At 65.0% G+C, this 22,519-nt stretch carries 20 protein-coding genes; 12 read left to right on the forward strand and 8 right to left on the reverse strand.

All coding sequences use genetic code 11. The features are described 5' to 3' along the window. The first annotated feature begins 115 nt into the window (after positions 1–115). The 4 genes from aceE (at position 116) to lpdA (ending at position 7,166) form a co-directional block, all read left to right on the forward strand. Positions 116–2,803, forward strand: a complete 2,688-nt coding sequence (gene aceE, locus AC3FJ6_RS16265) for a pyruvate dehydrogenase (acetyl-transferring), homodimeric type (RefSeq protein ID WP_488772858.1) — start codon at positions 116–118, stop codon at positions 2,801–2,803. 202 nt (positions 2,804–3,005) lie between these two features. Beyond that, positions 3,006–4,652 carry a dihydrolipoyllysine-residue acetyltransferase gene (aceF, locus tag AC3FJ6_RS16270; protein WP_488772859.1) on the forward strand — a complete coding sequence of 549 codons (1,647 nt, stop codon included), beginning with the start codon at positions 3,006–3,008 and terminating at the stop codon, positions 4,650–4,652. A gap of 63 nt (positions 4,653–4,715) precedes the next feature. Next, complete coding sequence (locus tag AC3FJ6_RS16275; RefSeq protein ID WP_228770958.1) at positions 4,716–5,348, forward strand: Ntn hydrolase family protein; 633 nt, start codon at positions 4,716–4,718, stop codon at positions 5,346–5,348. Between the two features lie 39 nt (positions 5,349–5,387). Then, the gene (gene lpdA, locus AC3FJ6_RS16280) at positions 5,388–7,166 is read left to right on the forward strand and encodes a dihydrolipoyl dehydrogenase (RefSeq protein ID WP_488772860.1); all 1,779 of its coding nucleotides are present in this window, start codon (positions 5,388–5,390) and stop codon (positions 7,164–7,166) included. Between the two features lie 320 nt (positions 7,167–7,486). On the opposite strand, the gene phaP1 is transcribed toward lpdA, so the two are convergent. Then, the gene (gene phaP1, locus AC3FJ6_RS16285; RefSeq protein WP_400392899.1) at positions 7,487–8,065 is read right to left on the reverse strand and encodes a TIGR01841 family phasin PhaP1; all 579 of its coding nucleotides are present in this window, start codon (positions 8,063–8,065) and stop codon (positions 7,487–7,489) included. 467 nt (positions 8,066–8,532) lie between these two features. Between phaP1 and AC3FJ6_RS16290 the strand changes: the two genes are divergently transcribed. The 4 genes from AC3FJ6_RS16290 to pbpG all read left to right on the forward strand — a co-directional run bounded on the left by AC3FJ6_RS16290 (position 8,533) and on the right by pbpG (position 12,248). Then, a complete protein-coding gene (locus AC3FJ6_RS16290) occupies positions 8,533–9,480 on the forward strand; it encodes a histone deacetylase family protein (RefSeq protein WP_488772861.1) in 948 nt (315 codons plus the stop codon). A 123-nt stretch (positions 9,481–9,603) separates the two neighbouring features. Next, positions 9,604–10,047 (forward strand): acyl-CoA thioesterase, encoded by a 444-nt coding sequence (locus tag AC3FJ6_RS16295; RefSeq protein ID WP_488772862.1) that lies wholly within the window; start codon positions 9,604–9,606, stop codon positions 10,045–10,047. Positions 10,048–10,072: 25 nt separating this feature from the next. Continuing rightward, positions 10,073–10,768, forward strand: a complete 696-nt coding sequence (locus AC3FJ6_RS16300) for a nitroreductase (RefSeq protein ID WP_153948085.1) — start codon at positions 10,073–10,075, stop codon at positions 10,766–10,768. A gap of 295 nt (positions 10,769–11,063) precedes the next feature. Then, on the forward strand, positions 11,064–12,248 hold the full coding sequence (gene pbpG / locus AC3FJ6_RS16305) for a D-alanyl-D-alanine endopeptidase (RefSeq protein ID WP_488772863.1): 1,185 nt from the start codon (positions 11,064–11,066) through the stop codon (positions 12,246–12,248). Positions 12,249–12,362: 114 nt separating this feature from the next. On the opposite strand, the gene AC3FJ6_RS16310 is transcribed toward pbpG, so the two are convergent. Next, the gene (locus tag AC3FJ6_RS16310) at positions 12,363–13,148 is read right to left on the reverse strand and encodes an IclR family transcriptional regulator (RefSeq protein ID WP_153948087.1); all 786 of its coding nucleotides are present in this window, start codon (positions 13,146–13,148) and stop codon (positions 12,363–12,365) included. A 239-nt stretch (positions 13,149–13,387) separates the two neighbouring features. On the opposite strand from AC3FJ6_RS16310, the gene AC3FJ6_RS16315 reads away from it, so the two are divergent. From AC3FJ6_RS16315 to AC3FJ6_RS16325, 3 genes are read left to right on the forward strand one after another with little or no spacing between them, the layout of a single operon-like run. Next, on the forward strand, positions 13,388–14,113 hold the full coding sequence (locus AC3FJ6_RS16315) for a (Fe-S)-binding protein (protein ID WP_488772864.1): 726 nt from the start codon (positions 13,388–13,390) through the stop codon (positions 14,111–14,113). Positions 14,114–14,149: 36 nt separating this feature from the next. Then, positions 14,150–15,562, forward strand: coding sequence for a LutB/LldF family L-lactate oxidation iron-sulfur protein (locus AC3FJ6_RS16320; protein WP_488772865.1), 1,413 nt, complete (start codon positions 14,150–14,152; stop codon positions 15,560–15,562). Then, positions 15,559–15,825: a hypothetical protein gene (locus AC3FJ6_RS16325; protein ID WP_153948090.1), complete on the forward strand. Its 267-nt coding sequence runs from the start codon at positions 15,559–15,561 to the stop codon at positions 15,823–15,825. The genes AC3FJ6_RS16320 and AC3FJ6_RS16325 overlap by 4 nt, the downstream gene beginning before the upstream one ends. A 50-nt stretch (positions 15,826–15,875) precedes the next feature. On the opposite strand, the gene AC3FJ6_RS16330 is transcribed toward AC3FJ6_RS16325, so the two are convergent. The 5 genes from AC3FJ6_RS16330 to AC3FJ6_RS16350 form a co-directional block, all read right to left on the reverse strand. Continuing rightward, entirely contained in the window at positions 15,876–16,670 is a 795-nt protein-coding gene (locus tag AC3FJ6_RS16330) for an ABC transporter ATP-binding protein (protein ID WP_400393225.1), read from the reverse strand. A gap of 1 nt (position 16,671) precedes the next feature. After that, positions 16,672–17,568, reverse strand: coding sequence for an ABC transporter permease (locus tag AC3FJ6_RS16335; RefSeq protein ID WP_029051252.1), 897 nt, complete (start codon positions 17,566–17,568; stop codon positions 16,672–16,674). Positions 17,569–17,667: 99 nt separating this feature from the next. Beyond that, on the reverse strand, positions 17,668–18,648 hold the full coding sequence (locus AC3FJ6_RS16340) for an ABC transporter substrate-binding protein (protein ID WP_488772866.1): 981 nt from the start codon (positions 18,646–18,648) through the stop codon (positions 17,668–17,670). 376 nt (positions 18,649–19,024) lie between these two features. Then, positions 19,025–20,059: a quinone-dependent dihydroorotate dehydrogenase gene (locus tag AC3FJ6_RS16345; protein ID WP_488772867.1), complete on the reverse strand. Its 1,035-nt coding sequence runs from the start codon at positions 20,057–20,059 to the stop codon at positions 19,025–19,027. 96 nt (positions 20,060–20,155) lie between these two features. Further along, entirely contained in the window at positions 20,156–20,953 is a 798-nt protein-coding gene (locus tag AC3FJ6_RS16350; protein WP_488772868.1) for an arginyltransferase, read from the reverse strand. 185 nt (positions 20,954–21,138) lie between these two features. Here AC3FJ6_RS16350 and AC3FJ6_RS16355 point away from each other — a divergent pair, with 185 nt between their 5' ends. Continuing rightward, positions 21,139–21,738, forward strand: a complete 600-nt coding sequence (locus AC3FJ6_RS16355) for a hypothetical protein (protein ID WP_488772869.1) — start codon at positions 21,139–21,141, stop codon at positions 21,736–21,738. 4 nt (positions 21,739–21,742) lie between these two features. On the opposite strand, the gene aat is transcribed toward AC3FJ6_RS16355, so the two are convergent. After that, positions 21,743–22,495, reverse strand: a complete 753-nt coding sequence (aat, locus tag AC3FJ6_RS16360; RefSeq protein WP_488772870.1) for a leucyl/phenylalanyl-tRNA--protein transferase — start codon at positions 22,493–22,495, stop codon at positions 21,743–21,745. Between the last annotated feature and the right edge of the window lie 24 nt (positions 22,496–22,519).

A 22,519-nucleotide genomic window follows, 5' to 3' on the forward strand; every position in this document is an offset into this window, starting at 1 on the left:
GATGCCAGGGCCATGCGGCAAGGGCTCCGCTGCGACGTCAACACCGTCAGACCGGCCAACCGAGATCCGCCATACCGGGCGGGCGCCGGGGCAGGAATTTACCCAGGAGACAGTCATGTCCGCTGTACCAGAGCAGATCCTCGGCGCCAGCAGCGCCAACGACGCAGATCCCCAGGAAACGCATGAATGGCTTGACGCCCTGCAGGGCGTCCTGAACGCGGAAGGCTCCGACCGCGCCGCCTTCCTGATCGACAAGCAGATCGAATACGCACGCGTGAACGGCGTGACGCAGCCGTTCCACGCCGAAACGCCGTATATCAACACCATTCCGGTGGAGCAGCAGGCACGCATTCCGGGCGACCAGGACATCGAGCACCGCATCCGCTCGTACACGCGCTGGAACGCGATGGCCATGGTGCTGCGCGCCAACAAGAACACCAACGTCGGCGGCCATATCTCGTCGTTCGCCTCGGCGGCCACGCTCTATGACGTGGGCTACAACCACTTCTGGCGCGCCCCGTCGGAACAGAGCGGCGGCGACCTGGTCTTCGTGCAGGGCCACTCGGCTCCGGGCGTGTACTCGCGCGCCTTCCTGCTGGGCCGCCTGACGGTCGAACAGCTCGACAACTTCCGCCAGGAAGTGGACGGCAAGGGCATCTCGTCGTACCCGCACCCGTGGCTGATGCCGGATTTCTGGCAGTTCCCGACCGTGTCGATGGGCCTCGGCCCGATCATGGCCATCTACCAGGCCCGCTTCATGAAGTACCTGGGCAGCCGTGGCCTGGTGAACACCGAAGGCCGCAAGGTCTGGGCCTTCCTGGGCGACGGCGAGACCGACGAGCCGGAGTCGCTGGGCGCGATCGGCATGGCCGGCCGTGAAAAGCTGGACAACCTGGTCTTCGTGATCAACTGCAACCTGCAACGCCTGGACGGCCCGGTGCGCGGCAACGGCAAGATCATCCAGGAACTGGAATCGGAATTCCGCGGTTCGGGCTGGAACGTGATCAAGGTGGTGTGGGGCAGCCGCTGGGACCAGCTGCTGCAGCGCGACACCAAGGGCCTGCTGATGAAGCGCATGATGGACTGCGTGGATGGCGAGTACCAGACGTTCAAGGCCAAGGACGGCGCGTACGTGCGCGAGCACTTCTTCAACACGCCGGAACTGAAGGCCATGGTGGCCGACTGGTCCGACGACGACATCTGGCGCCTGAACCGTGGCGGCCATGATCCGCACAAGGTGTACGCGGCCTACAAGGCGGCCAGCGAGCACAAGGGCCAGCCGACGCTGATCCTGGCCAAGACCATCAAGGGCTATGGCATGGGCGATGCCGGCCAGGCCATGAACGTGGCCCACCAGCAGAAGAAGATGCCGGTGGACGCCATCCGCGCGTTCCGCGACCAGTTCAACATCCCGGTGCCGGACGACAAGCTGGAGGAAGTCCCGTACCTGACCTTCGAGGAAGGCTCGAAGGAACTGGAATACATGCGCCAGGCGCGCATGAACCTGGGCGGCTATCTGCCGGCCCGCCGCCAGAAGGCCGACGCGCTGAAGGTGCCCGAACTGTCGGCGTTCGACGCGCTGCTGAAGGCCACCGGCGAAGGCCGCGAAGTGTCCACCACGATGGCCTTCGTACGGATCCTGAACACGCTGCTCAAGGACAAGCAGATCGGCAAGCACGTGGTGCCCATCGTGCCGGACGAATCGCGCACGTTCGGCATGGAAGGCCTGTTCCGCCAGGTAGGGATCTGGAACCAGGAAGGCCAGAAGTACGTGCCGGAAGACCATGACCAGCTGATGTTCTACAAGGAATCGCAGACTGGCCAGGTGCTGCAGGAAGGCATCAACGAAGCCGGCGCCATGTGCGACTGGATCGCCGCCGCCACGTCGTATTCGACGCACGGCGTGCAGATGATCCCGTTCTACATCTACTACTCGATGTTCGGAATCCAGCGTATCGGCGACCTGTGCTGGGCCGCGGCCGACATGCGCTCGCGCGGTTTCCTGCTGGGCGGCACGTCGGGCCGGACCACGCTGAACGGCGAAGGCCTGCAGCACGAGGACGGCCACTCGCACGTGTTCCATGCCGTGATCCCGAACTGCATCTCGTACGACCCGACGTTCCAGTACGAACTGGCCGTGATCATGCAGGACGGCCTGCGTCGCATGTATGCCGAACAGGAAGACGTGTATTACTACCTGACGGTGATGAACGAGAACTACGAACATCCGGAAATGCCGGCTGGCGTGGAAAAGGACATCGTCAAGGGCATGTATCAGTTCCGCAAGGGCGTGGAAAACAGCAATGCGCCGCGCGTGCAGCTGCTGGGTTCGGGCACGATCTTCCGCGAGGTGATCGCCGCCGCCGACATGCTCAAGAAGGACTGGGGCGTGGAATCGGACATCTGGAGCTGCCCGAGCTTCACCGAACTGGCCCGCGAAGGCCAGGCCGTGGAGCGCCACAACCTGCTGCATCCGACGGAAGCGCCGCGCGAGTCGTTCGTGGCCCAGAAGCTGAAGGGCGTGCGTGGCCCGGTCATCGCATCGACCGACTACATCCGCGCGTTCGCCGAGCAGATCCGTCCGTTCGTGCCGCGCCGCTACGTGGTGCTGGGCACCGACGGCTTCGGCCGCTCGGATACCCGCGAGAAGCTGCGTCACTTCTTCGAAGTGGACCGCAACTGGGTGACGGTGGCCGCGCTGAAGGCGCTGGCTGACGAAGGTGCGATCGGTCACGAAAAGGTGGCGGAAGCCATCAAGAAGTACAACCTCGACCCGAACAAGCCGAACCCGATGTCGGTCTGATTCCCCGGACTTGCACGACTGAACCCCCGCAGCGCGGCCACCCGCCGCGCCGCGGGCGCCCCCGGCTGGCCCGGCGGTGCCCCGCGGCGCCGGTGATGCGCGGCAGCGTGACAGATGCGTGCGGCGAGAGTAACCTCGCCGATTGCGTTTGTCGTGTTGACCGTAACGAACCAGGGTGCCGGCTGCCCAGGAGAGACACTGAATGAGTCAAGCGATTGAAATCAAGGTGCCGGACATCGGCGACTACGACGCCGTTCCCGTCATCGAAGTGCATGTGAAGCCGGGCGACCAGATCAACGCGGAAGACGCGCTGGTCACGCTGGAATCGGACAAGGCCACGATGGACGTACCGTCGCCGCAGGCCGGCACGGTCAAGGAAGTCAAGATCAAGGTGGGCGACAACGTGACCGAGGGCACCGTCCTGGTCATGCTGGAGCCTGCCGGCGCCGCCGCAGCGGCGCCTGCTCCGGCTCCGGCCGCCGCCCCGGCGCCTGCCGCCGCGGCCCCGGCGCCTGCTCCCGCTCCCGCAGCCGCGCCGGCTGGCGGTGGCACGGTCGAGGTCAAGGTGCCGGACATCGGCGACTACGACGCCGTTCCCGTCATCGAAGTGCACGTGAAGCCGGGCGACCAGATCAACGCCGAAGACGCACTGGTGACGCTGGAGTCCGACAAGGCCACGATGGACGTGCCGGCCCCGCAGGGTGGCACCGTCAAGGAAGTCAAGGTCAAGGTGGGCGACAACGTGTCCGAAGGCACGCTGATCCTGATCCTGGAAGCTGCTGGCGGCGCCGCCGCAGCCCCGGCGCCGGCCGCAGCACCCGCTGCCGCCCCGGCTGCGGCTGCACCGGCACCCGCGCCGGCTGCCGCCGCCCCCGCTCCGGCCCCGGCCCCGGCCCCGGCCGCTGCGCCGGCCCAGGGCGTGACCGGCAAGGCCGCCCACGCCAGCCCGTCCGTGCGCAAGTTCGCACGTGAACTGGGTGTGGACGTGGCACGCGTACCGGGCACCGGTCCGAAGGGCCGTATCACCCAGCAGGACGTGCAGACCTTCGTCAAGGGCGTGATGTCGGGCCAGACCGCTGCCCCGGCGGTGGCTGCCGGCGGCGGCTCCGGCGTCGGCCTGGACCTGCTGCCGTGGCCGAAGGTCGATTTCACGCGCTTCGGCGAAGTGGAATCGAAGCCGCTGTCGCGCATCAAGAAGATCTCGGGCGCCAACCTGCACCGCAACTGGGTGATGATCCCCCACGTCACGAACTGCGACGAGGCGGATATCACGGACCTGGAAGCGTTCCGCGTGCAGCTGAACAAGGAAAACGAGAAGGCTGGCATCAAGGTCACGATGCTCGCGTTCATGATCAAGGCCACCGTGGCGGCGCTGAAGAAGTTCCCGAACTTCAACGCATCGCTGGACGGCGACAACCTGGTGCTGAAGAAGTACTTCAACATCGGTTTCGCCGCCGACACGCCGAACGGCCTGGTCGTGCCGGTGATCAAGGACGCCGACAAGAAGGGCGTGATCGAGATCAGCCAGGAAATGGGCGAGCTGGCCAAGCTGGCGCGCGACGGCAAGCTGAAGCCGGACCAGATGCAGGGCGGCTGCTTCTCGATCTCGTCGCTGGGTGGCATTGGCGGCACCTACTTCACGCCGATCATCAACGCGCCGGAAGTGGCCATCATGGGCGTGTGCAAGTCGTACATGAAGCCGGTCTGGGACGGCAAGCAGTTCGCGCCGCGCCTGACGCTGCCGCTGTCGCTGTCGTGGGATCACCGCGTGATCGACGGCGCCGAGGCCGCGCGCTTCAATACGTACTTTGCGGCACTGCTGGCGGATTTCCGCCGGATCCTTCTCTAAGTACCGAAGCAACCCGCCGGCGGGTCCGGCGGGATTGTCCGCACAGATTCAAAGGGGCGAGCCATGACTACCTGCGTTGTCGTACGCAAGGGTGACGAGGTGGCGATCGCGGCCGATGCGCTGGTGACGTTCGGCGATACGCGGCTGTCGCGTGCCTACGAGCGCAACCAGAAGGTGATTCCCGTGGGCGAGAGTTTCGTCGCGCTGGCGGGCACCACCGCGCATTTCCCGGTCATGCGCGCGCTGTTGACGGGCATGGGCGACGAATGCCGCCTGATGACCCGCGACGACGTGTTCCGGACCTTCCTCAAGGTGCATGAAAAGCTCAAGAACGAGTACTTCATCAACACCAAGGAAGACGAGGACGACCCTTACGAGTCATCGCAGATCGTTTGCCTGATCGCAAATCCGGGCGGGATCTTTGGCGTGTATTCCTACCGCGAGGTGTTTTCGTTCGACCGTTTCTGGGGCATCGGCTCGGGCCGCAACTATGCGCTCGGGGCCATGCACGCGGTGTACGACCGGCCCGAACTGGGCGCCGGCGATATTGCGCGGATCGGGGTCGACGCGGGAATCGAATTCGACAAGAGCTCGGCTGGCCCGATCGACGTGCACACGGTGAAGATTCTTGCGGCACCCCATGAGACGCCCCAGCAGCCCGGCGGCGCGGCAACCAACAAAGACGACGCGGCCTGAGCCCGGAGCGGGCAGGGCGCGCATCCCAGGAGGAAAAGCATGAGTGTGATCGAAGTCAAGGTGCCGGATATCGGCGATTTCGACGCGGTGGAAGTGATCGAGGTGCTGGTCAAGGCCGGCGACACGGTCGAGGAAGAGCAGTCGCTGATCGTGCTGGAAAGCGACAAGGCCAGCATGGAAGTGCCGTCGTCGGCCGCCGGCAAGGTGGTGGACGTCAAGGTGAAGGTGGGCGACAAGGTGGCCAAGGGCACGGTGATCTGCACGGTGGAAGGCGGCGCGGCCGCCGCCCCGGCGCCGGCACCCGCCGCGGCACCTGCCCCGGCCCCCGCTGCGGCCGCTGCGCCGGCGGCAGCCCCCACGGCCGCCAAACACAGCGGCAGCGCCGACATCCAGTGCGACATGCTGGTGCTGGGCGCCGGCCCCGGCGGCTACTCGGCCGCCTTCCGTTCGGCCGATCTGGGCATGAACACGGTGCTGGTCGAGCGTTACGGCTCGCTGGGCGGCGTCTGCCTGAACGTGGGCTGCATCCCGTCGAAGGCACTGCTGCACAACGCGGCCGTGATCGACGAGGCCAAGGCCCTGGCCGCGCACGGCATCCTGTTCGGCGAAGCCAAGATCGACCTGGATGGCCTGCGGCACTACAAGGAATCGGTGGTCAGCAAGCTGACCGGCGGGCTGGCCGGCATGGCCAAGTCGCGCAAGGTTCAGGTGGTGCGTGGTATCGGCACGTTCCTGGACCCGCATCACCTCGAAGTGCAGGAAACCGAAGGTGACGCCAAGGCCACCACGGGCAAGAAGACCGTGATCCGCTTCGAGAAGGCGATCATCGCGGCCGGCAGCCAGGCCGTGAAGCTGCCGTTCATCCCCGAAGACCCGCGTATCTTCGATTCGACCGGCGCGCTGGAACTGCGCGACATCCCGAACAAGATGCTCGTGATCGGCGGCGGCATCATCGGCCTGGAAATGGCCACCGTCTACAGCACGCTGGGCGCGCGCATCGACGTGGTGGAAATGCTCGACGGGCTGATGCAGGGCGCCGACCGCGACCTGGTCAAGGTCTGGGACAAGATGAACAAGCATCGCTTCGACAACGTGATGCTGAAGACCAAGACGGTCGGCGTGGAAGCCAGGCCGGACGGCATCTACGTCAAGTTCGAAGGCGAGGGTGCCCCGGCCGAACCGGTGCGCTACGACGCCGTGCTGGTGTCGGTGGGCCGGACGCCGAACGGCAAGAAGATTGGCGCCGAGAAGGCAGGCGTGGCCGTGACCGACCGTGGCTTCATCGACGTCGACAAGCAGCTGCGTACCAATGTGCCGCACATCTTCGCGATTGGCGACATCGTTGGCCAGCCGATGCTGGCGCACAAGGCCGTGCACGAGGCGCACGTGGCCGCCGAGGCGGCCCATGGCGAGAAGGCATACTTCGACGTCAAGCAGATTCCATCGGTGGCCTATACCGATCCGGAAGTGGCCTGGGCCGGCCTGACCGAAGACCAGTGCAAGGCGCAGGGCATCAAGTACGGCAAGGGCGTGTTCCCGTGGGCCGCGTCGGGCCGTGCCATCGCCAATGGGCGTGACGAGGGCTTCACCAAGCTGATTTTCGACGAGGAAACCCATCGCATCATCGGTGGCGGCATCGTCGGCACCCATGCGGGCGACCTGATCAGCGAAGTGTGCCTGGCCATCGAGATGGGCGCCGATGCCGTGGATATCGGCAAGACGATCCACCCGCACCCGACGTTGGGCGAATCGATCGGCATGGCCGCCGAGATCTACGAAGGCGTCTGCACGGACGTGCCGCCGCCGCGCAAGCGTTGATCGGCCTTGCCCGCACCGAAGAAGCCCGCCCATCGGCGGGTTTCTTTTTTTTGCCTGATTATTCAATTAACCGCCAAGCCATCCTTGCGGCAGCGAGCGGGCAAAAAAACGCCCGGCTACCTGCTTGCAGGGCCGGGCCGAACGATACCTTTTGGAATCGGTACCGAGGAGACATCGGTACAGGGCGATAGACGGTGCGGGGGGCGATGGCACCGCGTCTTGTCTACGCTTGCCGTTGGCAAAGCACCCATGCTGGAGGCGCAAAGCGAGGATGCTTTGCCAACGGACCGGCCGAAGCCGGTACGCTGGAGCTACGGTGCTTAGGCAGCAGCCGTCGGCTTCTTGGCGGCGGTGCGGGCCGTGGCGCTGGCTTGCTGGGCAGCCTTGGTCGCGGCGGTTGCAGCAGCCTGGAAGTTGCTTTCGGCCATTTCAACAGCCTGCTTGGTGGCCTTCTGGACCGATTCGTAGGCGTTGTTGGCAGCCGAGATGGCCGACTTCACGATGGCAACGGTCGATTCCGAACCGGCCGGGGCATTCTTGGCGAAGTTGTCGACCAGGGTCTGCACGTTCTTCGTGCCTTCGGCCAGCTGGGCTTCGGCAACCTTCGTGAACTCGCTTTGGGTTTCCGAAGCGATTTCGTACAGGTGACGGGTGTAGGCCAGGGTCTTTTCGGCAACCGGCTGCACCAGCGAAGCCTGGATGGCCAGCAGTTCCTGTGCATCCTTGGCGCCAAGGGCCTTCTTGGCGTTGTCGACGTTCTCGGCGAACGTGGCCTTGACCACTTGCAGGTTCAGCTCAACGAGCTTCTCGACGCCTTCGAAGGCCTTCGAGGTCAGACCGAACAGGGTCTCGAGGTTGGCTTTTTGTGCAGCTGCAACTTGTTCCGGGGTCAGGATCATTGCTGGTCTCCAGTGGTGAACTTCAAGGTCAAGCAAAAGTAAAATTAAGCCGCCCAGATGTCAGAGCCATGACTTCAGTGTCTGGCCAGCCCGAGCGTACCTTCGTATGTCTGTCGGCGTTTTCCGAGATTCTTTCGGTCTTTGATGCGCCGCAACAATTCCAATTCTAAGCAAGACAGATTGGGTGTCAAGCGGTTTTTGTGCGGCGCACCAAAAATACTGGCGGAATGCGCCAGGGAAGGGCATCGCGGGCCACTATCCCGCCATGGATAAGGGTTTTTCCCGATCCGGAAGGATGTCGCGGAGGTGGTGCGATGCGAGAAAAACGGGCGTTTCACACGCCTGCGTCATCGGCACGGGCCGGGCGCTGGAGACGGTGCTACCATCGCTGACTGTCCGGTCGGGAAATGACTGCAACGCGTCACTTGTCGACCATGCCTCCAGCGCCCCGACCCCCAAGCGCCCAGATGTTTGCCTTCTACGCCGACCACTTCGTCCTGCCGTTGCCCCCTGGGCATCGCTTTCCCATGCGCAAGTACAGCATGCTGCGCGATGCCGTGGTGCGCCAGGTGCCGGGGCTTGAACTGCATGAAGCACCGCGCGCGGATGACGATGCCTTGGCGCTGGCCCATTCGGCCGACTACATCGCCGATGTGTCGGCAGGGCGGCTGGACCCGGCGCGGCAGCGCGAAATTGGCTTCCCCTGGTCGCACGACATGGTGGAGCGTTCGCGCCGGTCCGCCGGCGCCACGATTGCTGCGTGCCGCACCGCGCTGACGCAGGGCATCGCGGTCAACCTGGCTGGCGGCACGCACCACGCCTACGCCGACAAGGGGGGTGGCTTCTGCGTGTTCAACGACGCTGCCATCGCCGCGCGCCAGTTGCAGTGCGATGGCCAGGTGCGGCGCGTGGCCGTGATCGATCTCGATGTCCACCAGGGCAACGGCACGGCGTCGATCCTGCGCGACGACCCGACGGTGTTCACGCTGTCGCTCCACGGCGAGAAGAACTACCCGTTCCGCAAGGAAGCCAGCGATCTCGATGTCGGGCTGCCCGATGGCTGCGACGACGACACCTATGCCGCAGCGCTGGCCGGTGCGCTCGAAACGCTGCAGGCGCGCTTTGCTCCCGATCTGCTGATCTACCTGGCTGGTGCCGATCCGCATGAAGACGACCGGCTGGGACGCCTGCGGCTGACAATGGCAGGCCTGGCCCGGCGCGACAGCATGGTGTTCGACTTTGCCTTGTCGCAGCGGCTGCCGATCGCCGTCGCGATGGCGGGCGGCTATGGCAACCAGATCGAAAACACCGTGGCTGTGCACACGCAAACCGTCGCGCTGGCAGCGGCCTGTCACACCCGGTACGGCGCAGGGGATGCCGGTCTTGCGTCGCCCATGTCGGCAGCGGCCGCATGACGCGCTTCGTTGCATCGTAAAAAATTTGGAACCTTGTGACATACCGTGCGCTCATACGGTCCTTGCATGTGGCTGTTACGGCGCTGATCCCGTTTCGCTCAACGATGTCCCGAACCGATTCCGATGAAGCCTGAACCCGATCGCCGTCGTGCGTACGCGCACTTCCAGCCCATCACGACGCGTTGGATGGATAACGATGTGTATGGCCACGTGAACAACGTTGTCTACTACAGTTACTTTGATACCGTCGTGAATGCGTACCTGATCCGGGAAGGCGTGCTCGACATCGAAGCCGGTGCGACGATTGGCCTCGTCATCGAAACGCAGTGCAACTACTTCTCGTCGCTGAGCTTTCCCGACACGGTTATGGCGGGCCTGCGCGTGGCGAAGCTGGGCAATTCCAGCGTGCGCTACGAAGTGGGGCTGTTCCGCAACGATGAGGATGTGGCGGCGGCGCAGGGGCATTTCGTGCACGTGTACGTGGATCGCGAAACGCGCAGGCCGGTGGCGTTGCCGCCGGCGCTGCGCCAGGCATTGCAGGCGCTGGCCGTTGGCCAGCCAGAATGAACAAGACTTGAGGAGACCCCAGAGCATGTCGCACGCAGATGACGCCGCGATTGTAGATCGCGCCATCACGACACGCCGTTCGGTTCGCGCGTTCCTGGATACACCGGTGCCGCGCGAGACCATCGAGGACATTCTTGCGGTCGCCAGTCGGGCGCCGTCGGGCACGAATACGCAGCCCTGGAAGGTCTACGTACTGGCGGGCGATGCCAAGGCGCGCTTCTGCGCAGATGTGCTGGCCGCTTACGACGACCCCGAGCGCGACGCCAAGTACCGCGAAGAATATCCATACTATCCGCGCGAGTGGGTCGACCCGTACCTGTCGCGCCGCCGCAAGGTCGGCTGGGATCTGTACAGCCTGCTGGAGATCAAGCGCGAGGACAAGGCGCGCATGCACGAGCAGCACGCCCGCAACTTCCGCTTCTTCGATGCGCCGGTCGGCCTGATTTTCACGATCGACCGGATCATGGAGCAGGGCAGCTGGCTTGATTACGGCATGTTCCTGCAAAGCATCATGGTGGCTGCGCGCGCACGCGGGCTCGATACCTGCCCCCAGGCGGCGTTCACGCAGTTCCACGCAATCATCAAGCAGCACCTGTTGCTGACCGAGGAGGAAATGGTGGTGTGCGGCATGTCGCTGGGGTATGCAGACCCGGGGGCGACAGCCAATCAATTGACAACCGAACGTGAACCGGTCAGTGGGTTCGTGCGTTTCCTCTCCTGAATTGCCCTGACAGATATCAGGATTCCGCCATGCAGACCGTTATCGACAGGAGCCGGCACGATACAAGGCGTCTTGACGTGCCCCGTGGCCGACGACGACGGCGTGACGCCTGAGACGCAGCAAGTCAAAAACTGTTGTATTTGCGTTAGCAGTGATGTGATTTATCTGGCTCTTTTACCGCAATGCGGAAATGTTTGCGAATGAAGCTTTAAAGAGCCGCTGTAAGTCATTAATCTTGCTAAGAATTTCTTAATTTCCTACACTAGCGCCATTCCGTATTCGCGCTGAACAGATCATGTTCCGGACCGATTCCTTCATGTCCCGACTCTTTGGCCTTCCCCAACTGACCGCTATCGCCACTTCGGCGCTGGTGTCCGTTGCCCTGCTGGCCGCGCCGGCAGCGTACGCATCGACGAAGTCGACTGCGACGAAAACTTCCTCCAAAAAGACCGAAAAGTCCGCAAAACCCATCAAAAAGGTGGCTTCTGCGAAGGCGGAGGCGTCTCCCCGAAAGGTGATTGTCGTCAGGAACGGCAAGCGCACCGTGGTGGCCAGCCGTGCGGCGCCGGTGCGCGCCGCGTTCGTGCCGGCCAAACCGTCGTTGGGCGAGGCGATGGGCCTGCGCGATACCGAGGACGCGCTGTCGCTGCGTTCGTCGGTGGCGCTGGTCATGGACCAGAACACCAACGAGGTGCTGTTCCAGAAAAATCCGACCGCGGTGCTGCCGATTGCCTCGATCACCAAGCTGATGACCGCGCTGGTGGTGATGGATTCGCACCTGCCGATGGATGAAATGCTGACGGTGACCGAGGACGACCGCGACAACGAGAAGCACAGCAGCTCGCGCCTGCGCTTCGGCACGACGCTGACGCGCCACGAGATGCTGCTGCTGGCGCTGATGTCTTCGGAAAACCGCGCCGCGTCGGTGCTGGGCCGCAGCTACCCGGGCGGCCTGCCGGCCTTCGTCGGGGCGATGAACAAGAAGGCGCGCGAACTGGGCATGAACGACAGTCACTTCGTCGATTCCAGCGGCCTGTCCAGCAGCAATGTGTCGAGCGCGATGGACCTGGCCCGCCTGGTCAACGCCGCTTACCGCAACCCGACCATCCGCGAATTCTCGACGCAGCCGGAGCACGAGGTCAGCGTGTCGGGCCGGACGATGCACTATGTCAGCACCAACCGTCTCGTCCGTGGCGGCAGCTGGGATATCGGCCTGCAGAAGACCGGGTATATCTCCGAAGCCGGCCAGTGCCTGGTCATGCAGACCCGTGTGAACGATCGCAACGTGGTGATGGTGTTCCTGGATTCGGTGGGCAAGCTGTCGCGCTTTGCCGACGCCACGCGCGTGCGCAACTGGCTTGAGCACCAACCTCCGTCGGCAGGGGGCCAGCAGCGCCCTTTCCCGTCAACGCCCAATCTTACGCAGGGTCCTAGATCCCCTGCGGCGGTCCTGGTATCGCAGCAGTCGCATGGCACCTGAACGGTAGCCATTGCGCCATGGAAAACGCGCCGTGGGGTTCAGACCCCCGGCGCGTTCTTTTTTGCCAGGCCGACGTGGCCCACGTGGCCGTCTGGCCGACGATGGCGGTGCAGGTCAGGCGGCGGGCTCGGGCACGTAGCCCATGCCGCGCGAAATCTGCAGCGCGGTCTCCTTGAGATTCTGCAGCCAGCTGTCCTGCAGCCGATCGGCCGGGGCCGACAGCGACAGGCCGGCGACGAGCCGGCGGGAATCGTCATAGATGCCCGCGGCAATGCAGCGCACGCCCAGTTCCAGTTCCTCGTTGTCACGCGCATAGCCGTTCGAGCGCACCCAGCTCAGTTCGCGTTCGAGCTTGGCCAGCTCCGTGATCGAAGTGCGCGTATGGCCAGCCAGGCCGGTGCGCGTGGCATAGGTGCGCACCCGCGTGGCTTCGTCGGCGGCCAGGAACAGCTTGCCTACCGATGTCAGGTGCAGCGGGGCGCGGCCACCGATCGCGCGCACGACCTGCATGCCGGAGCGTTCGCTGTAGGCGCGTTCGATGTAGACGATCTCGTCGCCCTGGCGCACCGACAGGTTCACGGTCTGCCCCGTCACGCGGTGCAGCGCGCGCATCGGCGCCAGCGCCGCATCACGTACCGAAAGCCGTGCCTTGACCAGGTTGCCCAGCTCCAGCAGCCGCATGCCAAGCCGGTAGCTGCCGGGATCGGACCGGTCGACAAAGCGGCACGCCACCATGTCGTTCAGGATGCGGTGCGCGGTGGACGGGTGCAGGCCGGTGGCCAGCGACAGCTCTTTCAGGCTGACGGGGTCCGCGTGCTGGGCGAGCGCGTCCAGCAGCGTCATCATGCGCTCGATCACCTGGATCGAGGTCTTGCCGGGTGACTTGTCTGCTTCTGCCATGTGGAAAAATGTTGCCGTGCGGCAAATTAAGCGTTTGCCTGATTCTATCTCGCATCGTGAAAATTTCAACAGGTGAAACGTGATTTTCGAGATTTCCCTCGATTGAGGCGTCCGGGCGCCTGGCGTGGGATGAGCCGCTTTGCATCGCCAGATGAACAGGATTGCGGCGCCGGATGCCCGCAGCGGCAGGGCAAAGGGGCATAATCACGGGGTTTCCGGGTCTGGATAAAGAAAAAACCATGCGAATCGGACTGTTCGCCACCTGTCTGGTGGACCTCATGCGCCCGGAAATCGGGTTTTCGGTGCTGAAGCTGCTGGAATCGGCCGGCTACGAGGTGATGGTGCCCGAGGCGCAGACCTGCTGCGGGCAGCCCGCGTACAACTCGGGCGAGCGCGCCGTATCGCGGGATCTGGCCGAGAAATTCCTGCGTGAATTCGAGATGTTCGACTACGTGGTGGTGCCGTCCGGCTCCTGCGGCGGCATGATCCGCCACCACTACCACGACCTGCTGCGCGACGATCCCGAGTTGAACGGCCGCTACGAGCGGCTGCGCGAACGCGTGTTCGAACTGACCGATTTCCTGGTCAACGTGGCGAAGCTCGACAAGCTCGATTCCGCCTTTGCCGGCCACGTTACCTATCACGATTCGTGCTCGGGCCTGCGCGAACTGGGCGTCAAGCAGCAGCCGCGCGCCTTGCTGGGCAAGCTGCCGAACGTGCAGTTGACCGAGATGAAGGACTGCGAGGCCTGCTGCGGGTTTGGCGGTACCTTCTCGGTCAAGTACGGCAACATCTCCACGGCGATCGTCGACGAGAAATGCGCCAACATCAAGGCCAGCGGCGCCGACGCGGTGGTGCTGGGCGACCTGGGCTGCATGCTCAATATCGAAGGCCGGCTGCGCCGCTCGGGCGATGCACAGACGCGCGTGCTTCATATCGCGCAGGTGCTGGCTGGCGACGCCTGACGCCTGACAGCGCGAAATTTCAGGAGAGCCCCCACGATGCAAGTGCACAGCATGGAATTCAAGGCGCGCGCCGGGCAGAAGCTGGCCGATCAGCGCCTGCAGCAGAACCTCAAGAAGCTGTCGACAAAGTTCGTGACGGCCCGTGCCGACGCCATTCTCGACATCGACTTCGATGCCACGCGGGCCGCGCTGAAAGAGCGCCGCAACCGCGCCCTCGAAAATCTCGACGTCTGGCTCGCGACTTTTGAAGAAAATGCGACTAAACGTGGCGCCACGGTGCTGTTTGCCGAGACCACGGCCGACGCCGCCAGGCTGGTCGCCGAGATCGCCCAGAAGCACGGCGTGAAGAAGGTCATCAAGAGCAAGTCGATGGTGACCGAGGAAATGCGCCTGAACCAGGTGCTGGGCGAGATGGGCGTGCAGAGCATCGAGACCGATCTGGGCGAGTACATCCTGCAGATCAACGATGCCGAGCCGCCGTCGCACATCATTGCGCCGGTGATCCACAAGGACAAGGACGAGATTGCCGACCTGTTCGCCAAGGTCCACAACAAGCCGCGCCTGACCGACATTCCCGAAATGACGCGCGAGGCGCGCGAAGTGCTGCGGCCCGAGTTCCTGTCCGCCGACATGGGCGTGACGGGCGGCAATTTCATCATCGCCGAGACCGGCTCGGTGGCCGTGGTCACGAACGAAGGCAACGAGGGCATGTGCACCATCATGCCGCGCGTGCACGTGGCCGTGACGGGTATCGAGAAGGTATTGCCAACGCTGGAAGACCTGGCCACCGTGATGCGGCTGCTGCCGCGCTCGGCCACGGGCCAGGCGATCTCGAACTACTTTTCGATGCTGACGGGGCCGCGTGCCGAGGGCGAGCGCGATGGCCCCGAGCATATGTACTTCGTGCTGGTCGATGGCGGCCGTAGCGGGCTGATCGGCGGCGAATTCCAGGAGATGCTGCGCTGCATCCGTTGCGGCGCCTGCATGAACCACTGCCCCGTGTACCAGAAGATTGGCGGCCATGCGTACGGCTGGGTCTATCCCGGCCCGATGGGCAGCGTGCTGACGCCGAGCTATGTCGGCCTGGCCAATGCGGTGGACCTGCCGCAGGCCGCCACGCTGTGTGGCGAATGCAACCGGGTGTGCCCTGCATCGATTCCGCTGTCCGACCTGCTGCGCAAGCTGCGCGAGAAGCAGATGGAGCGCCACCTGCGCCCGTGGCAGGAGCGTGTGGCGCTGCAGGTCTGGGGCTATGTGGCCCGGCGCCCGGACCTGTACGCCTTTGTCACCCGCATGGGTGCGCGTATGCTGTCACGCATGGGCGGCCGCAGCAAGCTGATTGCCAGTCTGCCAATGGCAGGCAAGGGCTGGACCGAAACACGCGACATGCCAGCCCCGAGCGGCCGCACGTTCCGCGAGCTATACAAGGAAAGGAGGGCGCGTTCATGAGCGCCAATCAGGAAACGCTGGCCGTCATGCGTCAGGCTCTGGAGGCCCATCTGGCCGGCACGCTGCCGGCCGGTGAGCTGATCGCCCGGTGGCGCGCTGCGGCGCCGTCGCTGACGCTGCCGCCCGTGTTCGGGCAAGCCATGGAGGAATTGCTACGTCGCATGGAGATGGCGGCGGTCTTCGCGCAGGACAGCTGTTCGTTTTCGAGCACGGCGGTGACCGATCAGCTCCAACGCTGGCTGGACAAGGCCGCGACGGTTTGAATGGCTGAGTGCACGTCCCCTCTCACGCATGCGGGAGAGGGGAGGCTGGCTCACCCCAGCAGCAGCGCGTCGTCGTCGAGTTGCTCATGCCGCGTCTGCTCGAACATCTTGAGCAGGTCGGGCACATCCAGGCCCTTGCGCTGGTCGCCCGACACATCGAGCACCACCTGGCCCTGGTGCAGCATCACGGTGCGCTGGCCGTAGTCCAGCGCCTGGCGCATCGAGTGGGTGACCATCATCGTCGTCAGCCTGCTTTCCTCGACGATGCGCGCGGTCAGTTCCAGCACGAATGCGGCCGTCTTGGGGTCCAGCGCCGCTGTGTGCTCATCGAGCAGCAGGATGCGCGAGGGCTGCAGCGATGCCATCAGCAGGCTCACCGCCTGGCGCTGGCCGCCCGACAGCAGCCCGATGCGGTCGGTCAGGCGGTTTTCCAGGCCCAGGTTCAGCAGGCGCAGCTTGTCGCGAAATTGTTCGCGCGACGCCTTGTTCAGTGCCGGACGGAAACCGCGGCGCGAGCCACGTGCCATGGCCAGCGCCATGTTTTCCTCGATCGTCAGCGCCTCGCAGGTACCGGCCATCGGGTCCTGGAACACGCGGGCCACCAGGTGTGCGCGATCCCAGGCGGGCTGGCGCGTGACGTCGGTGTCGTCGATCATGATGCGGCCGCTATCGACCATCGTGTCGCCGCTGACGGCGTTCAGGAAGGTCGACTTGCCGGCACCGTTGGACCCGATCACGGCCACGAACTGGCCGGCCGGGATTTCCAGGCTCAGGCCGCGCAGGGCCCGGTTTTCGATCGGCGTGCCCGGGTTGAAGGTGAGCTTCAGGTTTTCAGCGCGCAGCATCTCAGGCACCTCCGTTCTTGCGGGCGAACAGCTTCTTGCGCGTGGCCGGCAGCACCAGCGCCAGCGTCACCAGCGCAGCGGTCACCAGGTTCAGATCCTGTGCCTTGAGGCCGATGAACTCGGAATTGAGCGCCAGCGCGATGAAGAAGCGGTACAGGATGGCGCCCACCACCACGGCCAGCGTCACGTAGACCAGGCGTCGCGCCGGGATGATGGTTTCGCCGATGATCACCGCGGCCAGGCCGATCACGATCGTGCCGATACCCATCGAGATGTCCGATCCGCCCTGCGTCTGGGCGAACAAGGCACCGGCCAGGGCCACCAGCGCATTCGACAGCGCCATGCCGGCCAGCGTGGCGCGGCCGGTAGGCACGCCCTGGGCGCGCGCCATGCGCGGATTGGCGCCGGTGGCACGCATGGCCAGGCCAAGCTGCGACGAGAAGAACCAGTCCAGCGCGAGCTTGGCGATGACCACCACCACGAACAGCACCAGCGGGCGCAGCACGTAGTCGGGCATCCATTCGGGCTGCAGGATCGTGAAGATCGTCGGCTCGGTGATCAGCGGCACATTGGGGCGGCCCATGATGCGCAGGTTGACCGAGTACAGCGCGATCATCATCAGGATACTGGCCAGCAGGTCCATGATCTTCAGGCGCACGTTGAGCCAGCCGGTGATCCAGCCGGCCATGGCGCCGGCCACGATGGCAACCACCGTGGCAATGAACGGGTCCTGTCCGGCGGAGATCAGCGTGGCGGCGACGGCGCCACCGAGCGGAAAGCTGCCGTCAACGGTCAGATCGGGAAAATTGAGGATGCGGAACGAGATCAGCACCCCGAGCGCCACGAGGCTGAAGATCAGGCCGATCTCCAGGGCGCCCAGCAGGGAAAAGAGGGACATGGGGGAAATCCTTTGCAGGCCGTCCGGCTGGCCCGGATAGGGCCATTGGGGGCGCTTCGCACCGCGCGCCACAGGGTAGGGCGCGCGGCATCGGCGGTATTACTTGATGACGGTCTTGGCTTCCTTGACCAGGTCCGGCGACAGCGTGACGCCCTGCTTCTCGGCGGCGCCCGTGTTCACGAACAACTCGAGGTTGTCCGACGTCTGCGAGGCAATCGCGCCCGGCTTCTCGCCCTTCAGGATGCGTACCACGACCTTGCCGGTCTGATGGCCGAGATCGCCGTAGTTGATGCCCAGCGCGGCGATGGCGCCACGCTTGACGCTGTCGGTATCGGAAGCCACCAGCGGAATCTTCGATTCGTTGGCCACCTTGACCAGCGATTCGTAGGCCGACACCACGTTGTTGTCGGTGTTCGTATAGATCACGTCGACCTTGCCGATCAGGCTCTTGGCGGCCGGGCCGATATCCACCGTGCGCGGTGCGGCGGCTTCCTTCAGCGACATGCCCTGCTTGGCCAGCAGATCCTTCAGTTCCTTGACCACCACCACCGAGTTGGCTTCACCGGGGTTGTAGACCATGCCGACGGTCTTGGCCTTGGGCACCACGCGCTTGATCAGCGACACCTGCTTGTCCAGCGCCAGCTTGTCCGACACGCCGGTCACGTTGGTGCCCGTCGCGCCCCAGCTCTTCACCAGTTGCGCGGCCACCGGATCGGTCACGCCCGAGTACACCACGGGCACGGTCTTGGTGGCGGCTACCACGGCCTGGGCCGACGGCGTGGCGATGGCCACGATCGCGCTCGGCTGGTCGCCCACGAACTTGCGGGCGATCTGGGCGGCGGTGCCCGTGTTGCCCTGGGCGCTCTGGTATTCCCACTTCAGGTTCTTGTCGGCGTCGTAGCCGGCAGTCTTCAGCTCTTCGCGCACGCCATCGCGGATGGCGTCGAGCGCGGGATGGTCCACGATCGACAGGACCTTCACGGTGGCCGTCTGGGCCTGCACGGCGCCGCCGTAGAGCAGGGCCAGCGCCACTGCGCTGCCGAGGATGGACTGGGTGGTGGATGCCTTGAAACGCAGCATGTAATTGTTCTCCCCCGAAGGTTCGGTGCTTTTCAGTCAGTCAGCCGCAAACGGTACGACAGCCGTCCTGACGGGCGCCGGCAGGCCGAAAGGGCGTCTGCGGGGCTGCCCGGCGGTCCATATGCGGACGCGGCGCGCCCGGCGGCAGGTACGGGCACGCGCGTGATCTCATCGGATACGACGGCGCGAAGCCTGCGAGCATACCATTTTCGGCCCCTGCTGGGTTCGCTTTTGGTGCTGCATCGCGCCATATCCTGCCGAAAAACACCTTCCAAAGAAGGGTGTGCCGCAAGATATTGCGCGAGATTGCCATTTTTCGCGTGAATGCGCCCGATGACCGACACGGGGCGGACGCCCCCGCGATACCGTTCGCAGCCTACCGGCGCAGGGCGGCGGCGCAGTCGCGGACCAGCGTCGGGCCGCGGTAAATCAAGCCGCTGTAGACCTGTACCAGTTGCGCGCCGGCATCGATTTTGGCGCGCGCGCCGGCGCCGTCGAAGATGCCGCCCACGCCAATAATTGGCAGATCATTGCCAACGACGCGGCGCAGTTCACGTACCACGCGCGTCGATGCCTCGAAGACAGGACGGCCGGACAGGCCTCCGGCTTCGTCGGCATGGGGCAGGCCCTGGACGGCGTCGCGCGAGATGGTGGTGTTGGTGGCGATCACGCCGTCGATACCGTGGCGGACCAGGGCATCGCCGATATTGCGGATCTGGTCGTCATCGAGATCGGGCGCGATCTTCAGCGCCACCGGCACGTACCGCTTGTGCTGGTCGGCCAGGCGCTGCTGGGCCGCCTTGAGCGTGGACAGCAGGCCGTCCAGCTCGCTGGCGCCCTGCAGCTGGCGCAGGTTCTTGGTGTTGGGCGACGAAATGTTCACCGTCACGTAGCTGGCGTGCGGATAGACGCGCTCCAGGCAGTACAGGTAGTCGTCGGCCGCGCGTTCGATCGGCGTATCGGCGTTCTTGCCGATGTTCAGGCCCAGCACGCCGCCTTCGGCCTTCCAGCGAGACGCCTGCACGTTGCGGATGAACGCATCCACGCCGCCATTGTTGAAGCCCATGCGGTTGATCAGCGCATCGGCCTGGGGCAGGCGGAACATGCGCGGACGCGGATTGCCGGCCTGGGCGCGCGGCGTGACGGTGCCCACTTCGATAAAGCCAAAGCCGAACGCGGCCAGCCCGTCGATATAGGCCCCGTCCTTGTCCAGCCCCGCGGCCAGGCCCACCGGGTTCGGAAAGCGCACGCCCATCACGGTGCGCGGGTCGTCGGCGATGCTGTTGCCGATGCAGCCGGCCAGGCCCATGCGCTTGGCGCGCATCAGGTTGTTCAGCGTGAAATGGTGGGCATCCTCCGCGTCCATGGAGAACAGGGCGGGGCGAAACAGGGGATAGAGCGCGTTGAGCACGGATGGGCGCGGCCGGAGCCGGAGAGGAGTCGGAATCAGGGCGGCATTGTAGCCGTTCAGGCCGCATTTGCTGCCAATTCCGGCCGGCTCGGGCGCTTATTCCTGTGCCGGGCCGGGATTGGCCGACGATGGCGGCTCCGGCGAGGCGGGCGTGCCCTTGAACGCGTGCCACTGGTTGCCGGTCAGGACCTGCAGCGGCTGGAAGCGCGCCTTGTAGGCCATCTTGCGGCTGTCCGCAATCCAGTATCCCAGGTACAGATGCGGCAGGCCCAGCTCGCGGGTCTCATTGATCTGCCAGAGGATGTTGTAGGTGCCATAGCTGGTGCCGGTCACCAGCGGGTCGTAGAACGTGTAGACCGACGACAGTCCATCGTCGAGCACATCGATCATGCTTACCATGCGCAGCTTGCCTGCCTCGGGCGAACCAGCCGGCTCGCGGAACTCCACCAGCCGGGAATTGACACGGCTTTGCAGCAGGAACTGCTCGTACTGGTCGCGGCTGTCCTGGTCCATGCCGCCGCCCGCATGGCGCATCGACTGGTAGAGCAGGTACAGCGCGTAGTGTTCTTCCACGTAGGTCAGCGGCGCCACCAGCGCCTGCAGGCCCTGGTGCTGCTTCCACGCGCGACGCTGGCTGCGGTCGGGCTCGAACTGGTCCACCAGCACCCGGCACGGCGTGCAGGCGCGGCATTCGTCGCAGTAGGGACGGTATGTGAAGATGCCGCTGCGGCGAAACCCCGCCCGCACCAGCCGCGAGTAGACATCGGCGTTGATCAGGTGGGCGGGGGTGGCCACCTGCGAGCGGGCCATGCGGCCTTCCAGATAGCTGCAAGCGTACGGCGCCGTCGCATAAAACTGCAGCGCGGAGAGCGGTAGTTCCTTGAGCTCGCTCATGACGTCGAATGAGGGGGCGGCGCGTCGGACGCCGGCATTGCCGGTCTGAGTGGCAGTCTATCAGAGCCCATTGGGGCACGTCTGCAAGCGGAATTGGCAGGGCGGCCAGCATTTTGAGATTCCTCGCATTGTTTTCAGCGCGGCGGCTTTCTACGATGGGCTCTCTGATACTTCAGGAGCACATCATGGCATCCATGCCCTTCGAGGAAGGTTCGGCAAGGACGCAGTCCGGCGCGACGCTGGTCGCTGCCCACCCGGTCGGGCGGTGGACGCGCTACGCGGACATCGCTACGGTGGCTGGCGTCGGTCTCGGGTTGCTTGCCGCATTGTTCGGCATCCTCGATTACCAGCGCACGGTCTACGGCGACATGTTGAAAACCGAGATTCGGGCCGTCGTGTCCACGATGTCGCAAATGGACAAGCGGCTCAGTGGCGAAATCGCGTCGCTGGACAGGAAGCTCAGCGGGGAAGTCGCGGGGCTGGACAGGAAGCTCAGCGGAGAAATCGCGGGGCTGGACAGGAAGCTCAGCGGGGAAATCGTGGCGCTGGATGGAAAGCTCAGCGGGGAAATCGTGGCGCTGGATGGAAAGCTCAGCGGGGAAGTCGCGGGGCTGGACAACAAGCTGACCGGGGGATTAAAGGGCCTGGAAGCCCGCCTCGGCGACAAGATCGACGCCACGAACCGGCGCCTCGATGAAACCAATCAGCGCCTGGCCGGGCTGGAAAAGGACGTCGGCGGCATCAACGTCCGTCTGGGCCGGCTCGAAGGAAAGGCCGGCAAGTGACGGCTCATGCGGCGCCGTTACCGGTCGCGCCAGTCCAGCGGCGCAGTTCGCCCTTGTCGAAATGCCATGGCTCGATCGTGGCAGAGGCTGCCGCTGCCCGCACATGCGCGATAAAGTCGGCGCGCGGGATCGGCGCCGCGCCAAGCGATGCAAGGTGGTCGGTTTCCTGCTGGCAATCGATCATGGCCACGCCGTGGCGTTCCAGGAAGGCACAGAGTGCCGCCAGCGCGATCTTCGAGGCATCGGTCCGATGCGCGAACATCGATTCCCCGTAGAACATGCGTCCCAGCGCCACGCCATACAGGCCGCCCACGCGCTCGCCCCGGTACCAGGCCTCGACGGAATGCGCCAGGTCCAGCCGGTGCAGGGCGGCGTACGCGGCGATGATCTCGTTCGTGATCCATGTGCCGAGCTGGCCGTCGCGCGGCGTCATGGCGCAGGCGCGCATGACCGCCGTGAAGTTGTCGTCGACGCGGATTTCCCAGTCGGGATCGCGCAGCACGCGCCGGAGGGTCTTGCGGAACGAAGGCGAAACCTTGAGCGCGGCCGGCACCAGTACCATGCGCGGATCGGTGCTCCACCACAGCACGGGCTGGCCTTCGGAGTACCACGGGAAGATGCCCTGGCGATACGCCAGCAGCAGGCGTTGCGGGGTCAGGTCGCGGCTGGCCGCGAGCAGTCCGGGCGCGTCGCTGGCGGGGCCGAGCGCGCGCTCGACCGGCGGAAACGGATCCTGCGGGTCGAGCCAGGTAATCATGCCGGGAAGATGGGCGGGGCCGCC

The organism is Cupriavidus sp. 94F1, from assembly GCF_057798875.1.

Coding starts and splice junctions, on each gene's coding strand:
- aceE (WP_488772858.1), top strand. CDS start 116: ATGTCCGCTGTACCAGAGCAGATCCTCGGCGCCAGCAGCGCCAACGAC.
- aceF (WP_488772859.1), top strand. CDS start 3,006: ATGAGTCAAGCGATTGAAATCAAGGTGCCGGACATCGGCGACTACGAC.
- AC3FJ6_RS16275 (WP_228770958.1), top strand. CDS start 4,716: ATGACTACCTGCGTTGTCGTACGCAAGGGTGACGAGGTGGCGATCGCG.
- lpdA (WP_488772860.1), top strand. CDS start 5,388: ATGAGTGTGATCGAAGTCAAGGTGCCGGATATCGGCGATTTCGACGCG.
- phaP1 (WP_400392899.1), bottom strand. CDS start 8,065: ATGATCCTGACCCCGGAACAAGTTGCAGCTGCACAAAAAGCCAACCTC.
- AC3FJ6_RS16290 (WP_488772861.1), top strand. CDS start 8,533: ATGTTTGCCTTCTACGCCGACCACTTCGTCCTGCCGTTGCCCCCTGGG.
- AC3FJ6_RS16295 (WP_488772862.1), top strand. CDS start 9,604: ATGAAGCCTGAACCCGATCGCCGTCGTGCGTACGCGCACTTCCAGCCC.
- AC3FJ6_RS16300 (WP_153948085.1), top strand. CDS start 10,073: ATGTCGCACGCAGATGACGCCGCGATTGTAGATCGCGCCATCACGACA.
- pbpG (WP_488772863.1), top strand. CDS start 11,064: ATGTTCCGGACCGATTCCTTCATGTCCCGACTCTTTGGCCTTCCCCAA.
- AC3FJ6_RS16310 (WP_153948087.1), bottom strand. CDS start 13,148: ATGGCAGAAGCAGACAAGTCACCCGGCAAGACCTCGATCCAGGTGATC.
- AC3FJ6_RS16315 (WP_488772864.1), top strand. CDS start 13,388: ATGCGAATCGGACTGTTCGCCACCTGTCTGGTGGACCTCATGCGCCCG.
- AC3FJ6_RS16320 (WP_488772865.1), top strand. CDS start 14,150: ATGCAAGTGCACAGCATGGAATTCAAGGCGCGCGCCGGGCAGAAGCTG.
- AC3FJ6_RS16325 (WP_153948090.1), top strand. CDS start 15,559: ATGAGCGCCAATCAGGAAACGCTGGCCGTCATGCGTCAGGCTCTGGAG.
- AC3FJ6_RS16330 (WP_400393225.1), bottom strand. CDS start 16,670: ATGCTGCGCGCTGAAAACCTGAAGCTCACCTTCAACCCGGGCACGCCG.
- AC3FJ6_RS16335 (WP_029051252.1), bottom strand. CDS start 17,568: ATGTCCCTCTTTTCCCTGCTGGGCGCCCTGGAGATCGGCCTGATCTTC.
- AC3FJ6_RS16340 (WP_488772866.1), bottom strand. CDS start 18,648: ATGCTGCGTTTCAAGGCATCCACCACCCAGTCCATCCTCGGCAGCGCA.
- AC3FJ6_RS16350 (WP_488772868.1), bottom strand. CDS start 20,953: ATGAGCGAGCTCAAGGAACTACCGCTCTCCGCGCTGCAGTTTTATGCG.
- AC3FJ6_RS16355 (WP_488772869.1), top strand. CDS start 21,139: ATGGCATCCATGCCCTTCGAGGAAGGTTCGGCAAGGACGCAGTCCGGC.
- aat (WP_488772870.1), bottom strand. CDS start 22,495: ATGATTACCTGGCTCGACCCGCAGGATCCGTTTCCGCCGGTCGAGCGC.